Raw genomic sequence first — 15,771 nt, 5'->3', positions numbered from 1 at the left:
TCCCGTAACCTACGGCATCGTAAGTATGGCAGTGCGTCCAGCGGCGGCAAGAGCCCGTGAGCCAGCGCGTCCGCACGGACACCTATCCTTGGAATCGGTCGGACAGCGCGGTCCGCTGCGATTTCTTCCCGGATGTCCGGTTCGGTATGCGATGCACTTCGTTCGCGTCGCAGACAGACCGGGTTCCCGCCCAGACGAGTTCAACACTGCAAGGAGCCGCACCTGTGAGCAGTGCCGACGACCCGACGACCCAGACCTCCGAGACCAGCAGCGCACTGCGCGCCGACATCAGGCGACTGGGTGACCTCCTCGGCGAGACCCTCGTGCGGCAGGAGGGCCCCGAGCTGCTCGAACTCGTGGAGAAGGTCCGCGGCCTCACCCGCGAGAACGGCGAGGCCGCCGCCGAACTGCTGCGCGGCACCGAACTGGAGACGGCCGCCAAGCTCGTCCGCGCCTTCTCCACCTACTTCCACCTCGCCAACGTCACCGAGCAGGTCCACCGCGGCCGCGAACTGCGCGCCCGGCGCGCCGCCGAGGGCGGCCTCCTCGCCCGCACGGCCGACCGGCTCAAGGACGCCGACGCCGAGCACCTGCGGCAGGCCGTCGAGCACCTCAACGTGCGCCCGGTGTTCACGGCCCACCCCACCGAGGCCGCCCGCCGGTCCGTCCTCACCAAGCTCCGCCGCATCGCCGAGCTCCTGGAGACGCCGGTCATCGACTCCGACCGCCGCCGCCACGACACCCGCCTCGCCGAGAGCATCGACCTCGTCTGGCAGACCGACGAGCTGCGCGTCGTACGCCCGGAGCCCACCGACGAGGCCCGCAACGCCATCTACTACCTCGACGAACTCCACACCGGCGCCGTCGGCGACGTCCTGGAGGACCTCACCGCCGAGCTGGAGCGCGTCGGCGTCCACCTCCCCGACGACACCCGCCCGCTCACCTTCGGCACCTGGATCGGCGGCGACCGCGACGGCAACCCCAACGTCACCCCCCAGGTCACCTGGGACGTCCTGATCCTCCAGCACGAGCACGGCATCAACGACGCGCTGGAGATGATCGACGAGCTGCGCGGACTGCTCTCCAACTCCATCCGCTACACCGGCGCCACCGAGGAACTCCTGCAGTCCCTCGCCGCCGACCTCGACGTCCTGCCCGAGATCAGCCCCCGCTACAAGCGCCTCAACGCCGAGGAGCCCTACCGCCTCAAGGCCACCTGCATCCGGCAGAAGCTGGAGAACACCAAGCAGCGCCTCGCCAAGGGCACCCCGCACGAGCCGGGCCGCGACTACCTCGGCACCCCCGAACTCCTGCACGACCTGCGCCTCATCCAGACCTCCCTGCGCGAACACCGCGGCGGCCTGCTCGCCGACGGCCGCCTGGGCCGCACTATCCGCACCCTCGCCGCCTTCGGCCTCCAGCTCGCCACCATGGACGTACGCGAGCACGCGGACGCCCACCACCACGCCCTCGGCCAGCTCTTCGACCGGCTCGGCGAGGAGTCCTGGCGCTACACCGACATGCCCCGCGAGTACCGGGCCAAGCTCCTCGCCAAGGAGCTCAGGTCACGCAGGCCGCTGGCTCCCACCCCGGCCCCCGTCGACGCGGCCGGCGAGAAGACCCTCGGCGTGTTCCACACGGTCAAGCGGGCACTGGAGGTGTTCGGACCCGAGGTCATCGAGTCGTACATCATCTCCATGTGCCAGGGCGCCGACGACGTCTTCGCCGCCACCGTCCTCGCCCGCGAGGCCGGCCTGATCGACCTGCACGCCGGCTGGGCCAAGATCGGCATCGTGCCGCTGCTGGAGACCACCGACGAGCTCAAGGCCGCCGACACGATCCTGGAGGACATGCTCTCCGACCCGTCCTACCGGCGCCTGGTCGCGCTGCGCGGGGACGTCCAGGAGGTCATGCTCGGCTACTCCGACTCCTCCAAGTTCGGCGGCATCACCACCAGCCAGTGGGAGATCCACCGCGCCCAGCGCCGGCTGCGCGACGTCGCCCACCGCTACGGCGTACGGCTGCGCCTCTTCCACGGCCGCGGCGGCACCGTCGGCCGCGGCGGCGGCCCCTCCCACGACGCGATCCTCGCCCAGCCCTGGGGCACCCTGGAGGGCGAGATCAAGGTGACCGAGCAGGGCGAGGTCATCTCCGACAAGTACCTCGTCCCCTCGCTCGCCCGCGAGAACCTGGAACTGACCGTAGCCGCCACCCTCCAGGCCTCCGCCCTGCACACGGCCCCCCGCCAGTCCGTCGAGGCCCTCGCCCGCTGGGACGCCGCCATGGACGTCGTGAGCGACGCCGCCCACGACGCGTATCGCAGGCTCGTCGAGGACCCCGACCTCCCGGCGTACTTCTTCGCCTCCACCCCCGTCGACCAGCTCGCCGACCTCCACCTCGGCTCGCGCCCGTCCCGCCGACCCGACTCCGGCGCCGGACTGGACGGCCTGCGCGCCATCCCCTGGGTCTTCGGCTGGACCCAGTCCCGCCAGATCGTCCCCGGCTGGTTCGGCGTCGGCTCCGGCCTCAAGGCCCTGCGCGAGGCCGGCCTCGACAGCGTCCTCGACGAGATGCACGAACAGTGGCACTTCTTCCGCAACTTCATCTCCAACGTCGAGATGACGCTCGCGAAGACCGACCTGCGCATCGCCGGCCACTACGTCGACACGCTCGTCCCCGACGAGCTCAAGCACGTCTTCGATCGCATCCGCGCCGAGCACGAGCTGACCGTCGCCGAGGTGCTCCGCATCACCGGCGAGAAGGAACTCCTCGACGCCCAGCCCGGCTTGAGGCAGACCCTCACCATCCGCGACGCCTACCTGGACCCCATCTCCTACCTCCAGGTCACGCTCCTCAAGCGCCAGCGCGACGCCGCCGCCGCGGGCGAGGAGCCCGACCCGCTGCTGGCCCGGGCGCTGCTGCTGACCGTCAACGGTGTGGCCGCAGGCCTGCGCAACACCGGCTGACCGCCCGCGACATGCATGAGGGTGCCCCCTGCCTCACCACGAGGCAGGGGGCACCCTCATGTCGTACGTCAGTTACCGGCGGCCTTGCGGCGGCGCAGCAGCAGGAAGCCGCCCGCACCGACCATCGCCGCGGCGAGCGTCGACAGCAGCGCCACCGGGGCGCCGTTGCCGGTCTCGGCCAGGTCGCCCGAGCCGCCCTGCGCGGACGGAGCCGCCGAGGCGGACGCGGACGGAGCCGCCGAGGCGGACGCGTCGGCACCGACCGAGGCACCGGCGCCCACGGCCACGCCGCCCGCGCCGACCGAGGCGCTCGCCGACACCGAGACGGACACGTCGCCCGCCTTCGAGCCCTGGCAGTCCGTCCAGAACACCTTGTGCTTCGCGGCGCCGTGCTCGCCGTCGAAGTTCCAGAACAGCTTGTAGTGCCCGTCGGGCAGCGACAGATCCGCCGTACGGGCATGCCCGCCGGCGTCCAGGGCGAGCGAACCGGACTTCACGGTCGCGCCCTTCTCGGCGCCGGTCGGCGCCCAGGCCTCGATGTGCCAGTCGACCTGCTGGGCACCGTCGAAGCCGAAGGCGTCCAGGTAGAACGTGCACACATGGGGTTCGTTGCGGCGGAGGTCCTCGCCGGTCTTCGCATCGTGGATCTTGACGGTGCCGTTGTCACCGGGAGCGGTCGCGTGAGCGGAGGGGGCGACCAGCAGCACGGCCGACAGACCGGCGGACAACGCGCCGGCGCGCAGAAGGGTACGCATGGGGATACAGCCCATCTTCGAGATGAGGAAAAGAGATGTGGGGGGCGGCTCAGCTTGCAGCCCCGACCGGGTGTTGGTCAATTACGAACAGAGAACACACAGTTCTTCCACGAACACGGCCAAGTCCAAGACATCGCAGTCCCGTTCAAAGCGCCACGAACGCCGCCGTCAGCAGCGCCGCCCCCAACCCCGCCAGCACCCACCCCGCCCGCGTCATCCGCAGCCCGCCCGCGACCACGACCGACGCCAGCAGCAACGCCCCGCCCAACGGCACCCACGCGTACAGCACACCCGCCGGACCGGAACGCACCACCTCGTCCCCGCCCGGCTTCACGACCACGGTGTACGTCCGCCCCTTACGCACCGCCACCGTCCGCGCGATGACGACACGCCGGCGCTCCCGCGCCCCCGCCGACAACGGCGTGAACGGCCCCGTGCACTCCCGGGCCCCGCAGCGCGTCACCCGGATCGTGCCGCTCTCCCGCCCCTTCGTCAGCATCACGTGCTGCGCGGATCCCCACGACCCCCACACCCCCGCGATCAGGATCAGCACGGCGACCGCACCCATCGCCAGCAGCCGGCCCCACCGCAGCGCGGTGACCGAGGCCCGGCGGGAGGAACTGGCGGAGGCAGGCATGGCCGGGATCATTGGCCATGGCCCGGCGATCGGTCAACCCCCGCCCGGCGCCCGAGACCTCAGGAGTTGTACGACCCCTGCGCCCGCTCCAGCCCCTCGATCACCAGACACTCCACCGCGTCCGCCGCCCGGTCCACCAGGTAGTCCAGCTCCTTGCGCTCCGCCGACGAGAAGTCCTTCAGCACGAAGTCGGCCACCTGCATCCGCCCCGGCGGCCGCCCGATCCCGAACCGCACCCGGTGATAGTCCGAACCCATCGCCTTCGTCATCGACTTGAGCCCGTTGTGCCCGTTGTCACCGCCGCCCAGCTTCAGCCGCAGCGCCCCGAAGTCGATGTCCAGCTCGTCATGCACCGCGACGATGTTCTCCACCGGCACCTTGTAGAAGTCCCGCAGCGCGTTCACCGGCCCGCCCGACAGGTTCATGTACGACATCGGCTTGGCCAGGATCACCCGCCGGTTCCCCGGCCCCGGCGGCCCGATGCGCCCCTCCACGACCTGGGCCTGCGCCTTGCCGGCCCGCTTGAACTTCCCCCCGACCCGCTCGGCCAGCAGATCGGCCACCATGAACCCCACGTTGTGCCGGTTCATCGCGTAGTCGGGCCCGGGATTGCCCAGACCGACGACCAGCCACGGGGCGGCTGAGGGAGTGCTCACGTTCATGTCTCCTTGATACGCGCTGACACGGGGACGCGCACGAACAGGTCCTCGGCACGCGCCCCGCACCCGCGAGAACGCGTCCCTGACACACGCCAGCCGCTGCCCCGAAGGACAGCGGCTGACGCGACGACGATCGCGAGGATCAGGCCTCGGCGGCCTCTTCGCCCTCGGCCTCGGCCTCGGGGGCCTCCTCGGCCTGCGCGGCCAGGACCTGCAGGACGACCGTGTCGCCCTCGACGGCCAGCGAGATGCCGGACGGCAGGGTGATGTCCTTGGCGAGGATGGAGGCACCGGCCTCCAGGCCCTCGACGGAGACCGTCACGGACTCGGGGATGTGCGTGGCCTCGGCCTCGACCGGCAGCGCGTTCAGCACGTGCTCGAGCAGGTTGCCACCCGGGGCCAGCTCGCCCTCGGCGTGGACCGGGATCTCGACCGTGACCTTCTCGCCGCGCTTGACCAGCTGCAGGTCGACGTGCTCCAGGAAGCCCTTCAGCGGGTCACGCTGGACGGCCTTCGGGATGGCCAGCTCGTTGGTCTTGCCGTCGATGTCCAGGGAGATCAGGACGTTCGGCGTACGCAGCGCCAGCAGCAGCTCGTGGCCCGGAAGGGTCAGGTGCAGCGGATCGGAGCCGTGGCCGTAGAGAACACCGGGGACCTTGCTGTCACGGCGGATGCGACGGGCGGCACCCTTGCCGAACTCGGTGCGCGTCTCGGCGGCGAGCTTCACCTCGGACATGATGATCACTCCTCGTAGAGGTAGATACGGACGGGGTCACCCGGCCACGAACGGCCTGCTACGAAGAGCGCGTCGATAACGGACCACCACACCCGTTCCGGAGAACGAGCACGGCCTCCCTCGCCGAGCAACTCACGCAGTCTACTCGGAGGGGGAGGCCGTACCCAAAAGGATCTTCAGGCGGTCGCTCGACGCCTACTGCTCGTCGAACAGGCTGGTGACCGAGCCGTCCTCGAACACCTCGCGCACCGCGCTCGCGATCGTCGGCGCGATCGACAGGACGGTCAGCTTGTCCAGGTCACGGCCCAGCTCGCCCGGCGTCGGCAGCGTGTTGGTGAACACGAACTCGCTCACCCGCGAGTTCTTCAGCCGGTCGGCAGCCGGACCCGACAGCACACCGTGCGTCGCCGTCACGATGACGTCCTCGGCGCCGTGCGCGAACAGCGCGTCCGCCGCCGCGCAGATCGTGCCACCCGTGTCGATCATGTCGTCGACCAGGACGCACACGCGGCCCTCGACCTCACCCACGACCTCGTGGACCGTCACCTGGTTCGCGACGTCCTTGTCGCGGCGCTTGTGCACGATCGCCAGCGGCGCACCGAGCCGGTCGCACCAGCGGTCCGCCACCCGCACCCGGCCGGCGTCCGGAGAGACGACGGTCAGCTTCGCGCGGTCCACCTTGGCACCCACGTAGTCCGCCAGCAGCGGCAGCGCGAACAGGTGGTCCACCGGACCGTCGAAGAAGCCCTGGATCTGGTCGGTGTGCAGATCCACGGTCAGGATCCGGTCCGCACCCGCGGTCTTCATCAGGTCCGCGATCAGACGCGCCGAGATCGGTTCACGCCCACGGTGCTTCTTGTCCTGCCGCGCGTAACCGTAGAACGGCACGATCACCGTGATGGAGCGGGCCGACGCGCGCTTCAGCGCGTCGATCATGATGAGCTGCTCCATGATCCACTTGTTGATCGGAGCCGTGTGGCTCTGGATCAGAAAGCAGTCCGCGCCGCGAGCCGACTCCTGGTAGCGGACGTAGATCTCACCGTTGGCGAAGTCGAAGGCCTTCGTCGGGACGACCCCGACACCCAGCTGCTGGGCGACCTCCTCGGCAAGCTCGGGGTGGGCGCGGCCGGAGAAGAACATCATCTTCTTCTCGCCGGTCGTCTTGATCCCGGTCACAGCACAGTCTCCTCAGAGGTGTCACAGCCGAGTGTCGAGCGACCTCTCGGCTGGGTGTGAGAGGCCGTCTCAGCTGGTGGTGGGGGTGCGGGTGGGCACTTATCACGGTACGCCGTGTTTGACGCACCTGTTTCCGGTCAGTCGTCGCTCGAACCCGGCCGGGACACCGCCTCCGCCGCCTTCGCGGCCGCGCTCCCCGGACGCTTGCGTGCCACCCAACCCTCGATATTCCGCTGCTGACCGCGGGCCACGGCCAGCGAACCGGGCGGCACATCCTTCGTGATCACGGACCCCGCGGCGGTGTACGCGCCGTCCCCGATGGTGACAGGCGCCACAAACATGTTGTCCGAACCGGTCTTGCAGTGCGACCCGACGGTGGTGTGGTGCTTGCTCTCACCGTCGTAGTTCACGAACACGCTCGCGGCACCGATGTTCGTGTGGTCGCCGATCGTCGCGTCACCCACGTAACTCAGGTGCGGGACCTTCGTCCCCTCGCCGATCGCCGCGTTCTTCGTCTCGACGTACGTGCCGATCTTCGCCTTCGGGCCGAGACGCGTACCGGGGCGCAGATACGCGAACGGTCCCACGGACGCCTGCGCGCCGATCCGCGCGTTGTCCGACACCGTGTTGTCCACGCGGGCCTGAGCGCCGACCCGGGTGTCGTTCAGGCGGGTGTTCGGGCCGACCTCGGCACCCTCGCCGATGTGCGTCGCACCCGTCAGCTGCGTCCCCGGGTGCACGACGGCGTCCTGCTCGAACGTCACCGTCACGTCCACCCACGTGGTCGCCGGATCCACGATCGTCACGCCGGCGAGCATCGCCCGCTCCAGCAGGCGGTCGTTGAGGATCCGGCGCGCCTCCGCGAGCTGAACGCGGTTGTTGATCCCGGCGATCTCACGGTGGTCGGCCGCGACGGAGGCCCCCACCCGGTGCCCGGCCTCGCGGAGAATCCCGAGGACGTCGGTCAGGTACTCCTCGCCCTGGCTGTTGTCGGTGCGCAGCTTGCCGATCGCGTCGGCCAGCAGCTGCCCGTCGAAGGCGAAGACACCGGAGTTGATCTCGCGGATCGCGCGCTGGGTCTCGGTGGCGTCCTTGTGCTCCACGATCGTCGTCACGGCGCCGGTCGCCTCGTCCCGGACGATACGGCCGTAACCGGTCGCGTCCGGGACCTCGGCGGTGAGCACGGTGACGGCGTTGCCGTCGGCCTGGTGCGTGGCGGCGAGGTCCTTGAGCGTTTCGGCGCTCAGCAGCGGGGTGTCACCGCACACGACGACGACCGTCCCGTCGACGGCACCGCCCAGCTCCTCCAGGGCCATCCGCACGGCGTGCCCCGTGCCGTTCTGCCGGTCCTGCACGGCCGTGCGTACCCGCGGGTCGATCGCGTGCAGGTGACCGCTCACCTGCTCACGGGCGTGCCCCACGACGACGACGAGGTTCTCGGGCTCCAACTCCCGGGAAGCGGCCAGCACATGACCCACGAGACTGCGACCGCAGATCTCGTGCAGAACCTTGGGTGTGGCCGACTTCATACGGGTGCCCTCACCCGCTGCGAGAACGACGACGGCGGCCGGGCGAATGGCGCTCACAAGGTTGCCCTTCGGCTTTGGACGGCAGGGGTGACATCCGCAGGATACCGGGGGGTTTTGTGGGGGACATGAGTGTGGGTCCTGACCCATCTAGGTCAGGACCCGAACCAGTTGCTCCCGGGGGAGGACTCGAACCCCCATGATCAGAACCAAAATCTGACGTCTTGCCCTTAGACGACCCGGGATTACCGCTATGTCCGATTTCGAAGATCGGATGCAGTTGCAGCACCTACTATGCCGTACCACCAGCCTTCGATGCGACGGTACAACTCGGCACCTTTCAGGACTTTGATCACGAGACAGCCCCGGAGCGCGGTGTGGGCAAGTCCGCGAAACTCACCGGAAAGGCGCCCCTCGTCGCCCGTACGCTGGACGCATGACCACGACGGGGGAAGAGGACGCCGCGGCCGGGACCGGGCTGTGGTGGTGGGCTCGATGGCGTAGTGCGGTGCTGGACGGGGTGCTGGCGCTGGCGTCCGCGGCCGAGTGCGGGGCGGAGGGCGTTCCCTTTGCACGGGACGCGGGGGTCCCGGTGTCGGTGGGGGTCGTCTTCGGGGTGCTCGCCGGGTCCATGCTGCTGATGCGGCGGAAGTGGCCCATCGCGGTCGTGCTCGTGTCGATCGCGATCACTCCCGCACAGATGGGCTTCCTGCTGAGCATCGTCGGGCTGTACACGCTCGCCGCCGCCGAGCTGCCGCGCCGGATCATCGTGGCGCTGGCGGGGATGTCGTTCGTCGGGACGATGATCGTGACGTTCGTACGCCTGCATCAGGACATGGCGCGCGGGGAGCTGACGCTGGGCAACTGGTTCGTCCCGTTCGCGTCGATCGCCACCTCGCTCGGGCTGACGGCCCCGCCGCTGCTGCTCGGGTTGTACGTGGGTGCCCGGCGCCGGCTGATGGAGAGCCTGCGGGAGCGGGCGGACAGTCTGGAGCGGGAGCTGCAGCTGCTGGCCGAGCGGGCGGAGGAGCGGGCTCAGTGGGCGCGTGGCGAGGAGCGGACGCGGATCGCGCGCGAGATGCACGACGTCGTCGCGCACCGGGTGAGTCTGATGGTCGTGCATGCCGCCGCCTTGCAGGCGGTCGCGCGGAAGGATCCCGAGAAGGCCGTGAAGAACGCGGCGCTGGTCGGTGACATGGGCCGGCAGGCGCTGACCGAGCTGCGGGAGATGCTGGGCGTGCTGCGGGCCGGGGACGGTGTGGAGCGGCGTGAGACGGACGTGCCGCTGGCCGCCGTCGGGGCCGCGGCCGCCGCGGCGGCGTCGCGGGCCGCGGTGGAGGACGCTTCCGGTGAGGGGCCGTGCCTGTCGGAGCTGGACGAGCTGGTGGGCCAGTCCGCCGCCGCGGGCATGGTGGTCGACCTGTCGGTGGAGGGCAGGGCGCGGGCGTACGCGGCGGAGGTCGAGCAGACGGCGTACCGCGTGGTGCAGGAGGCGTTGACGAACGTGCACAAGCACGCGGGCGGGGCGAAGACGTACGTACGGCTGGCGCACCGGGTGTCGGAGATCGCGATGCAGGTGGAGAACGAGCCGCCGCCGGAGGCGGCCGCGGTGCCGGCCGCGCGGCTGCCGTCCGGTGGCAATGGCCTGCTGGGGATGCGGGAGCGGGTCCTGGCGCTGGGCGGCGTCTTCGTGTCGGGGCCGACGGACGCGGGCGGGTTCCGGGTCTCGGCGGTCATTCCGGCGGCGTAGGCGCGCGGGGTGCGTCAGTCCGTGGTGAGGCGTACGGGCTGGGTTCCGGTGATGAGGGCGTCGAGGGCGTGGTCGATGTCGGGGCCGAGGTACCAGTCGCCGGTGTGGTCGAGGGTGTAGACGCGGCCCTGGTTGTCGATGGCGAGCAGGGAGCGGGTGTCGGTCTCCTCGCCGAGGGGGCAGACCTCGGTGTCCAGGGCGCGGCCGAGGTCGCCGAGGGTGCGGGCGAGGTGGAGGCCGTGCAGGGGGTCGAGGTGGAGGGCGGCCGGGGCGATCTGGCGCCCGTTGCCCCGGGGGGTGATGTGCAGGCCGCCGAACTCGGCCCAGGCCTCGACGGCCGCGGGGAAGACGGCGTGCCGGTGACCGGCGGGCGAGGTGTGCTCGCGCAGGGTGTCGGCCCAGACCTCGGCCTGCTTTATGTCCCAGCGCCCGGGGTGCCAGCCGGCGGCGCGCAGCGCGGTGTCGACGGGCGCGGGGAAGCGGGTGGTTGAGGTGCGGTCGGCTGCTTGCATCTGCCCTTTGTTCGTCTCTTCGGCTTCCGCCGGGTGCGGTGGGGGAGGGGAGGTCGGTCGGTCAGGTGGTGGTCGCCGGGTCGACGATGTGGATGCCGAAGTGGGCGCTGAGGGCGGTGCAGGCGCGGCAGGGGGTGGCGAAGCTGCCGTGGAGGGGGTCGCCGTCCTCGCGTATGCGGCGGGCGGTGAGTTTGGCGTGCTTGAGGGCCTTGCGGGCTTCGCTGTTGGTCATGGGTTTGCGGGCGGCGCGTTTGCTGCGGGTGGCGTCGGCGGCGGTGAGGTGGCGGGAGATGAGGATGGTCTCCGCGCAGCGGCCGGTGAACCGGTCGCGCTGGCCGCTGGTGAGGGTGTCGAGGAAGTCCTTGACGAGGGGGTGGAGGGTGGGTGGCCGGTCGCCGCGGGCGGCGGTGCCGGTGAGGGTGGCGCCGCGTACGGAGAGGGCGGCGGCGATGGTGGGCAGGATGCCGTCGCGCCGGTTCAGCAGGGTGGGGACGGCGGGTCTCTCGGCGTGACTCCAGCCGATGCGGGGGTCGCCGGAGGTGCCGGTGTGCGGGCCGGTTTGCGTCGCGTTCATGATCATCATCCCCTCCCGAGCATCCCCTCGGAGGACACAGAGTGCCAAATGCCGTGGCTGGTCCGGAAGCTGGGTCGGGGTGACACGCCCAGGCCGGGCAGCCTGTCACGCTGGGGTGACGCCGGATCACGGGGGTGCGGGGGTGCGGGTGAGGGAGTCGGGGCCCGGGGTGACGGACGTGAACGCCCGCTGCTCGCACGGGCGGTGTGCGGGGCCGGTCGCGGGACGGAGGGTGGCTGGTCGGAGGCCCGGTGACCGGTGTGGGCGTACCGCATAGGCTGTCGGCACCGCGACGGGCGCGGTCGGCGTGTCGCAGACGGGCGCGGGCGGGGCCCGGACGGGGCAGTGACAGTCGGATACGGGCCGGGTCGCGCCGGGGCTCGGCGCGGGCGCGGCCCGTCCAGAGTGCCGCAGGGGGCAACCGCCATGACGACAGGTCGGCTCGGGCAGCAAGCCGTGCCGCCGAACGCGGCCTACGCCGGGCAGGTCGTGCATTTCCCGGATCCGGTCCGGGCGGCACGCCACCCGAGAGGGGTGCGGGTCGACGGGCGTGGGTACCCCGACTTCTCGCCGTACGCGCGCGCGGCGGCGGAGGTCGCCGATCCGCCGGAGGGCTTCGGCGTCGACGAGTTGCGGTTGACGGACTACGTGTCGGCGAACGCCGCGCTGTCGGCGTCCGGGCACGCGTTGTGGGACACGGTGGGGAGGGCGGCGACGCCGCACGGCTGGACGTGGCACCACGTGGTGGGGACGCGGCGGCTGGAGCTGGTGCCGGTCGAGGTGAAGGCGCTGCTGCGGCATCACGGGGGTGTGGCGACCGCGCGGGTCGACCAGGGCAAGCGCGGTACCCGGCCGTTGCAGGAGACGCGTCCGGCGCACTTCGGGCTGCCCAAGTCGGGGGTGGCGGTGACCGAGCAGCAGGTGCAGGGAGCCGAGGAGGACCTGGGGTACCGGCTGCCGGGCGCCTACCGCTCGTTCCTGAAAGCGGCGGGCGGCTGCGCGCCCGTGGGCACGGCGCTCGACGCGGAGCTGGGGCTGCTGCTGGACCAGCCGTTCTTCACGGTGCGGGACGAGGCGGCGGTCAACGATCTGGTGTACGTGAACAAGTGCCTGCGTGACCACCTGACGAAGGACTACCTCGCGGTGTCGTTCGTGCAGGGTGGTCTGCTCGCGGTGAAGGTGCGCGGGGAGCGGGCCGGTTCGGTGTGGTTCTGCCTGTACGACGACGCGCGTGACGTGGATCCGGCGTGGTCGCCCGCGGAGCGGGTGGAGCGGCTGCTGCTGCCGTGCGGTGAGGACTTCGACGCGTTCCTGTCGCGGCTCGCGGGCAGTCCGCCGGAGCTGGAGACGGTGTCGGACCTGATGGTGGACGGCGGTTTCGCGCGTGCGGTGCCGGTGTCTTCGGCGGTGGCGCCGGTGCCGGCTCCGTCGGCGGGGGAGTGAGGTTTTTCGATGGTGACGTTCGCGCAGGCGCAGGAGCGCGCGGAGGAGTGGATCAACGGGGACGTGCCCGCGTTCCAGCACCGCGAGGTGCGGGTACGGGAGTTCGGGCTCGGCTTCGTGGTGTGGGGCGAGGACCGTGCGGAGGGCCCGCGTTCGGACACGGGCGCGCAGCGGCTCGTCATCGCGCGGGACAGCGGTGAGGCCACGTTGTGGCCCGGGCTGCCGGTGGGCGAGGTGATCCGTTGGTACGAGGAGGAGTACGGCCGTGAGGACGCGGCCGAGGACGCCGTACCGGGGCCGGCGCCGGCCGCGCGGGTGGACCTGAACCAGACGTCGTTCCTGCTGACTCCTCCGGAGTGGCTGCAGGAGGCCGCGGACAAGCTGGGCATCCCGGATCAGCGGCCACCGGGAGCCGGTGAGGCGCCTGCGGCGCCGGACGCGCCGGGCGTCCCTGCGGGGGCGACCCCGTGGGCCGGGACGGACACCAACGCCGATGCGGGCGAGGACCGTTCGGTGCCGCTGCCCGACATGGTGCCCGCACCGCCGGCCGCCCCGACCTCCCCGGCCGCCGACACGACACCCCCGCTGCCGCCACCGGTCCCGGGCGGCGCGCGGTACGGCTACCCGCAGGGCCCGGTGTCCCCGAGCACACCGTTGGCATCGCGGGGGAGTGCTCCGGAATCTCCGCCGGTTCCGGGTGGGACGCAGGGGAGCACGCCTCCGTCTGTGCCGCCTGTTCCGGGGGCACCATCTGTGCCGCTCGCGCCGCCTGGGTCGGGTGCGCCGCAGGTGAGCACGCCCGCGGCGGGGACGTCTTCTGCGCCGCTCGCGCCGCCTGGTCCGGGTGCGCCGCAGGGAAGTACCCAGCCGCCTCCGCCGGTTCCGGGCGTCCCGCCGGGGACCCCGCCGCCCCCTCCGGGTGCGCCTCCCGCCCCGCCGCTTGGAAGCGTCCCGCCGCCTCCGCCCGCCCCGGGCGCGCCGGCGTTCGGGTACCCGCAGGGGCCGGGAGTTCCGGCTGCTCCGGGTACGCCGCTCACGGGAGTTCCGGCGTACGGCTACCCGCAACCGCCGCGCGCGGCGGGCGGTGCGGCTGACGCGCCGCCGCCCCCGCCGGTGGCTCCGGGGAGCATGCCTCCGCCGGCCGGCCCGGACGCGAGCGCGTCCGTCCCGTCCGCCGATCCCTCCGCCATCCCGCAGGCCCCCGGCACCCCGGGTGCGCCCGGCATGTCTGCCGCCTCGGCCACCATCCCGCCGCCTCCTGGGACGCGGGGCGCCCCCGGTCTGCCTCCGGCCGCGCACGACGCCGTACACAAGGCGGACGCCGTACCGCCCCCGCCTCCGGCGGCCGGTCCCGGCACCCCGCCCCCGCCGCCCGCTCCTCCGGGCGTCCCCGGCGCACCCGGTATGCCTCCAGCCGCACCCGGCACCCCGCCTCCGCCGCCTCCCGCTCCCCAGGCGGGGGCGCCCGGAGCGATGCCGCCGCTCAACCAGCCGGCGCCTGGTTCGCCCCCGCCTCCACCGCCCGCGCCTGGGCAGGCGGTCCCGGGGATGTCGGCGCCGGGGCAACCGGCTTCCGGTCAGCAGACACCTGCGCCCGTCGCCGGTCAGGCGGTTCCGGGCATGCCGGCGCCTGGGCAACCGGCCCCCGGTCAGCCGCCCATCGCCGGTCAGGCGGTCCCGGGGATGCCCGCACCTGGGCAACCGGCTTCCGGTCAGCAGACACCTGCGCCCGTCGCCGGTCAGGCGGTTCCGGGGATGCCGGCGCCCGGCCAACCGGCCCCAGGGCAGGCGGCCCCCACCCCCGTCCCCGGTCAGGCGGTCCCCGGCATGCCCGCGCCCGGCCAACCAGCCGCCCCCGCTCAGCCGCCCGCCCCAGAGCACCCCGCACCCGGCCAACCGGCCCCCGCTCACCCCGCTTTCGCCCCGCCGCCCCCTGGTCAGCCGCCCGCCCCCACCCCGCCGCCCCCCTCCTACGGCTACCCCCAGTCGCCGGCGCAGCCGACTGTTGGGCCCGGGTATCAGGCTGTGTTGCGGTACCGGGCGCAGGACGGGTCCGAGCAGCAGTTGATCCGGCGTTCGGCGCTGGGGATGCCGCACCCGGAGTGGCAGATCTTCCACGAGCTGCGGGCCATGAACGTGCCCCCGGACAAGGTGCTGGAGCTGCACACCGAGCTGGAGTCGTGCGAGCTGCCGGGGGCGTACTGCGCGCGGATGATCCGGGAGCAGTGGCCGCAGGCGCGGATCACGAGCATCGCGCCGTACGGCACGGATCACGCGAGCCGTCAGCAGGGCATGCGGCAACTGCTGGCTCATCAGGGTGAGTTGCACCAGGTGGCGGACGGTCCCGCGCGGCCGGCCCCGGTGCGGGCGCCGTTGCCGCCGGTGCAGTCGGCCTCGCCGCTGCCGCCGGAGGGGATCGCGCACGAGCTGGCGGCGGCGTTCGGGCCGGGTGTGTTCCGGTTCGAGCAGGCCGCGGTGTCGCGCGAGGGCGTGCCGCCGGTCGTGGCGCACACGCTGGTCGCGGCCGGGCTGCCGCTGGACATGGGTCCGTTCTTCTGGGCACAGGCCCAGCCGGGCCGTCCGGTGCCGACGCTGGCGGAGCTGGCGCAGGAGCGCGGGGTGCAGCCCGCCTCGGACGCGGGCTCGTACCTCGTGGTGGGCAGCGACTTCGGCAAGGCGATCTGTGTTCAGTACGGCACGGCGAACATCGTGGCGGTGCCCGTGGAGGCGGGGCCGGGCGGTGCGCCCGTGCCGCCGCAGTTCGTGAACGCCGGGCTGCCGGAGTTCGCGCGCTGTCTGGCGCTGCTCGGGCGGATGTGGCGGCTGCGGTACGGGCTGAACCAGGAGCAGGCGGGGCGCTGGACCGTCGACTTCCAGGCGCAGTTGGCCTCGCTCGACCCGTCGGCGCTGGCGTCGCCGGAGAGTTGGTGGTCGGTGGTGCTGGAGCAGCTGTGGGACGGGCTGCTGTAGCCCTGCCGGTGTGAGCCGTGTGACGGAGGGGCCGGGCCCGGTCGGGTGACGACCGGGCCCGGCCCCT

12 protein-coding genes and 1 tRNA gene are annotated in these 15,771 nt (G+C 72.2%); 4 read left to right on the top strand and 9 right to left on the bottom strand.

Translation table 11 applies throughout. The annotated features are described in order from the left end of the window. The first annotated feature begins 224 nt into the window (after window positions 1-224). Entirely contained in the window at window positions 225-2,966 is a 2,742-nt protein-coding gene (gene ppc, locus QFZ74_RS13060) for a phosphoenolpyruvate carboxylase (RefSeq protein ID WP_307620987.1), read from the top strand. Window positions 2,967-3,034: 68 nt separating this feature from the next. Here ppc and QFZ74_RS13055 read toward each other — a convergent pair whose 3' ends face one another. The 7 genes from QFZ74_RS13055 to QFZ74_RS13025 form a co-directional block, all read right to left on the bottom strand. Beyond that, on the bottom strand, window positions 3,035-3,721 hold the full coding sequence (locus QFZ74_RS13055) for an LPXTG cell wall anchor domain-containing protein (protein WP_307620986.1): 687 nt from the start codon (window positions 3,719-3,721) through the stop codon (window positions 3,035-3,037). A gap of 145 nt (window positions 3,722-3,866) precedes the next feature. After that, complete coding sequence (locus tag QFZ74_RS13050; RefSeq protein WP_307620985.1) at window positions 3,867-4,370, bottom strand: hypothetical protein; 504 nt, start codon at window positions 4,368-4,370, stop codon at window positions 3,867-3,869. 47 nt (window positions 4,371-4,417) lie between these two features. Next, the gene (gene pth / locus QFZ74_RS13045; protein WP_307620984.1) at window positions 4,418-5,020 is read right to left on the bottom strand and encodes an aminoacyl-tRNA hydrolase; all 603 of its coding nucleotides are present in this window, start codon (window positions 5,018-5,020) and stop codon (window positions 4,418-4,420) included. Between the two features lie 139 nt (window positions 5,021-5,159). Next, window positions 5,160-5,753 carry a 50S ribosomal protein L25/general stress protein Ctc gene (locus tag QFZ74_RS13040; RefSeq protein WP_307620983.1) on the bottom strand — a complete coding sequence of 198 codons (594 nt, stop codon included), beginning with the start codon at window positions 5,751-5,753 and terminating at the stop codon, window positions 5,160-5,162. 195 nt (window positions 5,754-5,948) lie between these two features. After that, window positions 5,949-6,929, bottom strand: coding sequence for a ribose-phosphate diphosphokinase (locus QFZ74_RS13035; protein WP_307620982.1), 981 nt, complete (start codon window positions 6,927-6,929; stop codon window positions 5,949-5,951). Window positions 6,930-7,066: 137 nt separating this feature from the next. Then, window positions 7,067-8,515 (bottom strand): bifunctional UDP-N-acetylglucosamine diphosphorylase/glucosamine-1-phosphate N-acetyltransferase GlmU, encoded by a 1,449-nt coding sequence (glmU, locus tag QFZ74_RS13030; RefSeq protein ID WP_307620981.1) that lies wholly within the window; start codon window positions 8,513-8,515, stop codon window positions 7,067-7,069. Window positions 8,516-8,629: 114 nt separating this feature from the next. After that, window positions 8,630-8,700, bottom strand: a tRNA-Gln gene (locus tag QFZ74_RS13025). A 191-nt stretch (window positions 8,701-8,891) separates the two neighbouring features. Between QFZ74_RS13025 and QFZ74_RS13020 the strand changes: the two genes are divergently transcribed. Continuing rightward, complete coding sequence (locus QFZ74_RS13020) at window positions 8,892-10,205, top strand: sensor histidine kinase (RefSeq protein WP_307620980.1); 1,314 nt, start codon at window positions 8,892-8,894, stop codon at window positions 10,203-10,205. A 14-nt stretch (window positions 10,206-10,219) separates the two neighbouring features. Here QFZ74_RS13020 and QFZ74_RS13015 read toward each other — a convergent pair whose 3' ends face one another. Continuing rightward, the gene (locus tag QFZ74_RS13015; RefSeq protein ID WP_307620979.1) at window positions 10,220-10,717 is read right to left on the bottom strand and encodes an SUKH-3 domain-containing protein; all 498 of its coding nucleotides are present in this window, start codon (window positions 10,715-10,717) and stop codon (window positions 10,220-10,222) included. Window positions 10,718-10,778: 61 nt separating this feature from the next. Continuing rightward, on the bottom strand, window positions 10,779-11,300 hold the full coding sequence (locus QFZ74_RS13010; RefSeq protein ID WP_307620978.1) for a YwqJ-related putative deaminase: 522 nt from the start codon (window positions 11,298-11,300) through the stop codon (window positions 10,779-10,781). 417 nt (window positions 11,301-11,717) lie between these two features. Here QFZ74_RS13010 and QFZ74_RS13005 point away from each other — a divergent pair, with 417 nt between their 5' ends. After that, window positions 11,718-12,734, top strand: coding sequence for an SMI1/KNR4 family protein (locus QFZ74_RS13005; protein ID WP_307620977.1), 1,017 nt, complete (start codon window positions 11,718-11,720; stop codon window positions 12,732-12,734). 9 nt (window positions 12,735-12,743) lie between these two features. After that, window positions 12,744-15,704, top strand: a complete 2,961-nt coding sequence (locus QFZ74_RS13000; RefSeq protein ID WP_307620976.1) for an SUKH-4 family immunity protein — start codon at window positions 12,744-12,746, stop codon at window positions 15,702-15,704. Window positions 15,705-15,771 lie beyond the last annotated feature (67 nt).

It is taken from the genome of Streptomyces sp. V3I7 (assembly GCF_030817495.1).
Lineage (GTDB): Bacteria > Actinomycetota > Actinomycetes > Streptomycetales > Streptomycetaceae > Streptomyces.
Note: the sequence above shows the minus strand (reverse complement) of the source record. Positions and strands in the feature narration are given on the sequence as shown.

What these genes read in the sequence shown, in the direction of transcription:
- QFZ74_RS13040 (WP_307620983.1), bottom strand. Translation starts at nt 5,753, where the DNA reads ATGTCCGAGGTGAAGCTCGCCGCCGAGACGCGCACCGAGTTCGGCAAG.
- pth (WP_307620984.1), bottom strand. Translation starts at nt 5,020, where the DNA reads ATGAACGTGAGCACTCCCTCAGCCGCCCCGTGGCTGGTCGTCGGTCTG.
- QFZ74_RS13000 (WP_307620976.1), top strand. Translation starts at nt 12,744, where the DNA reads ATGGTGACGTTCGCGCAGGCGCAGGAGCGCGCGGAGGAGTGGATCAAC.
- QFZ74_RS13020 (WP_307620980.1), top strand. Translation starts at nt 8,892, where the DNA reads ATGACCACGACGGGGGAAGAGGACGCCGCGGCCGGGACCGGGCTGTGG.
- QFZ74_RS13055 (WP_307620986.1), bottom strand. Translation starts at nt 3,721, where the DNA reads ATGCGTACCCTTCTGCGCGCCGGCGCGTTGTCCGCCGGTCTGTCGGCC.
- QFZ74_RS13010 (WP_307620978.1), bottom strand. Translation starts at nt 11,300, where the DNA reads ATGATGATCATGAACGCGACGCAAACCGGCCCGCACACCGGCACCTCC.
- QFZ74_RS13015 (WP_307620979.1), bottom strand. Translation starts at nt 10,717, where the DNA reads ATGCAAGCAGCCGACCGCACCTCAACCACCCGCTTCCCCGCGCCCGTC.
- QFZ74_RS13005 (WP_307620977.1), top strand. Translation starts at nt 11,718, where the DNA reads ATGACGACAGGTCGGCTCGGGCAGCAAGCCGTGCCGCCGAACGCGGCC.
- QFZ74_RS13050 (WP_307620985.1), bottom strand. Translation starts at nt 4,370, where the DNA reads ATGATCCCGGCCATGCCTGCCTCCGCCAGTTCCTCCCGCCGGGCCTCG.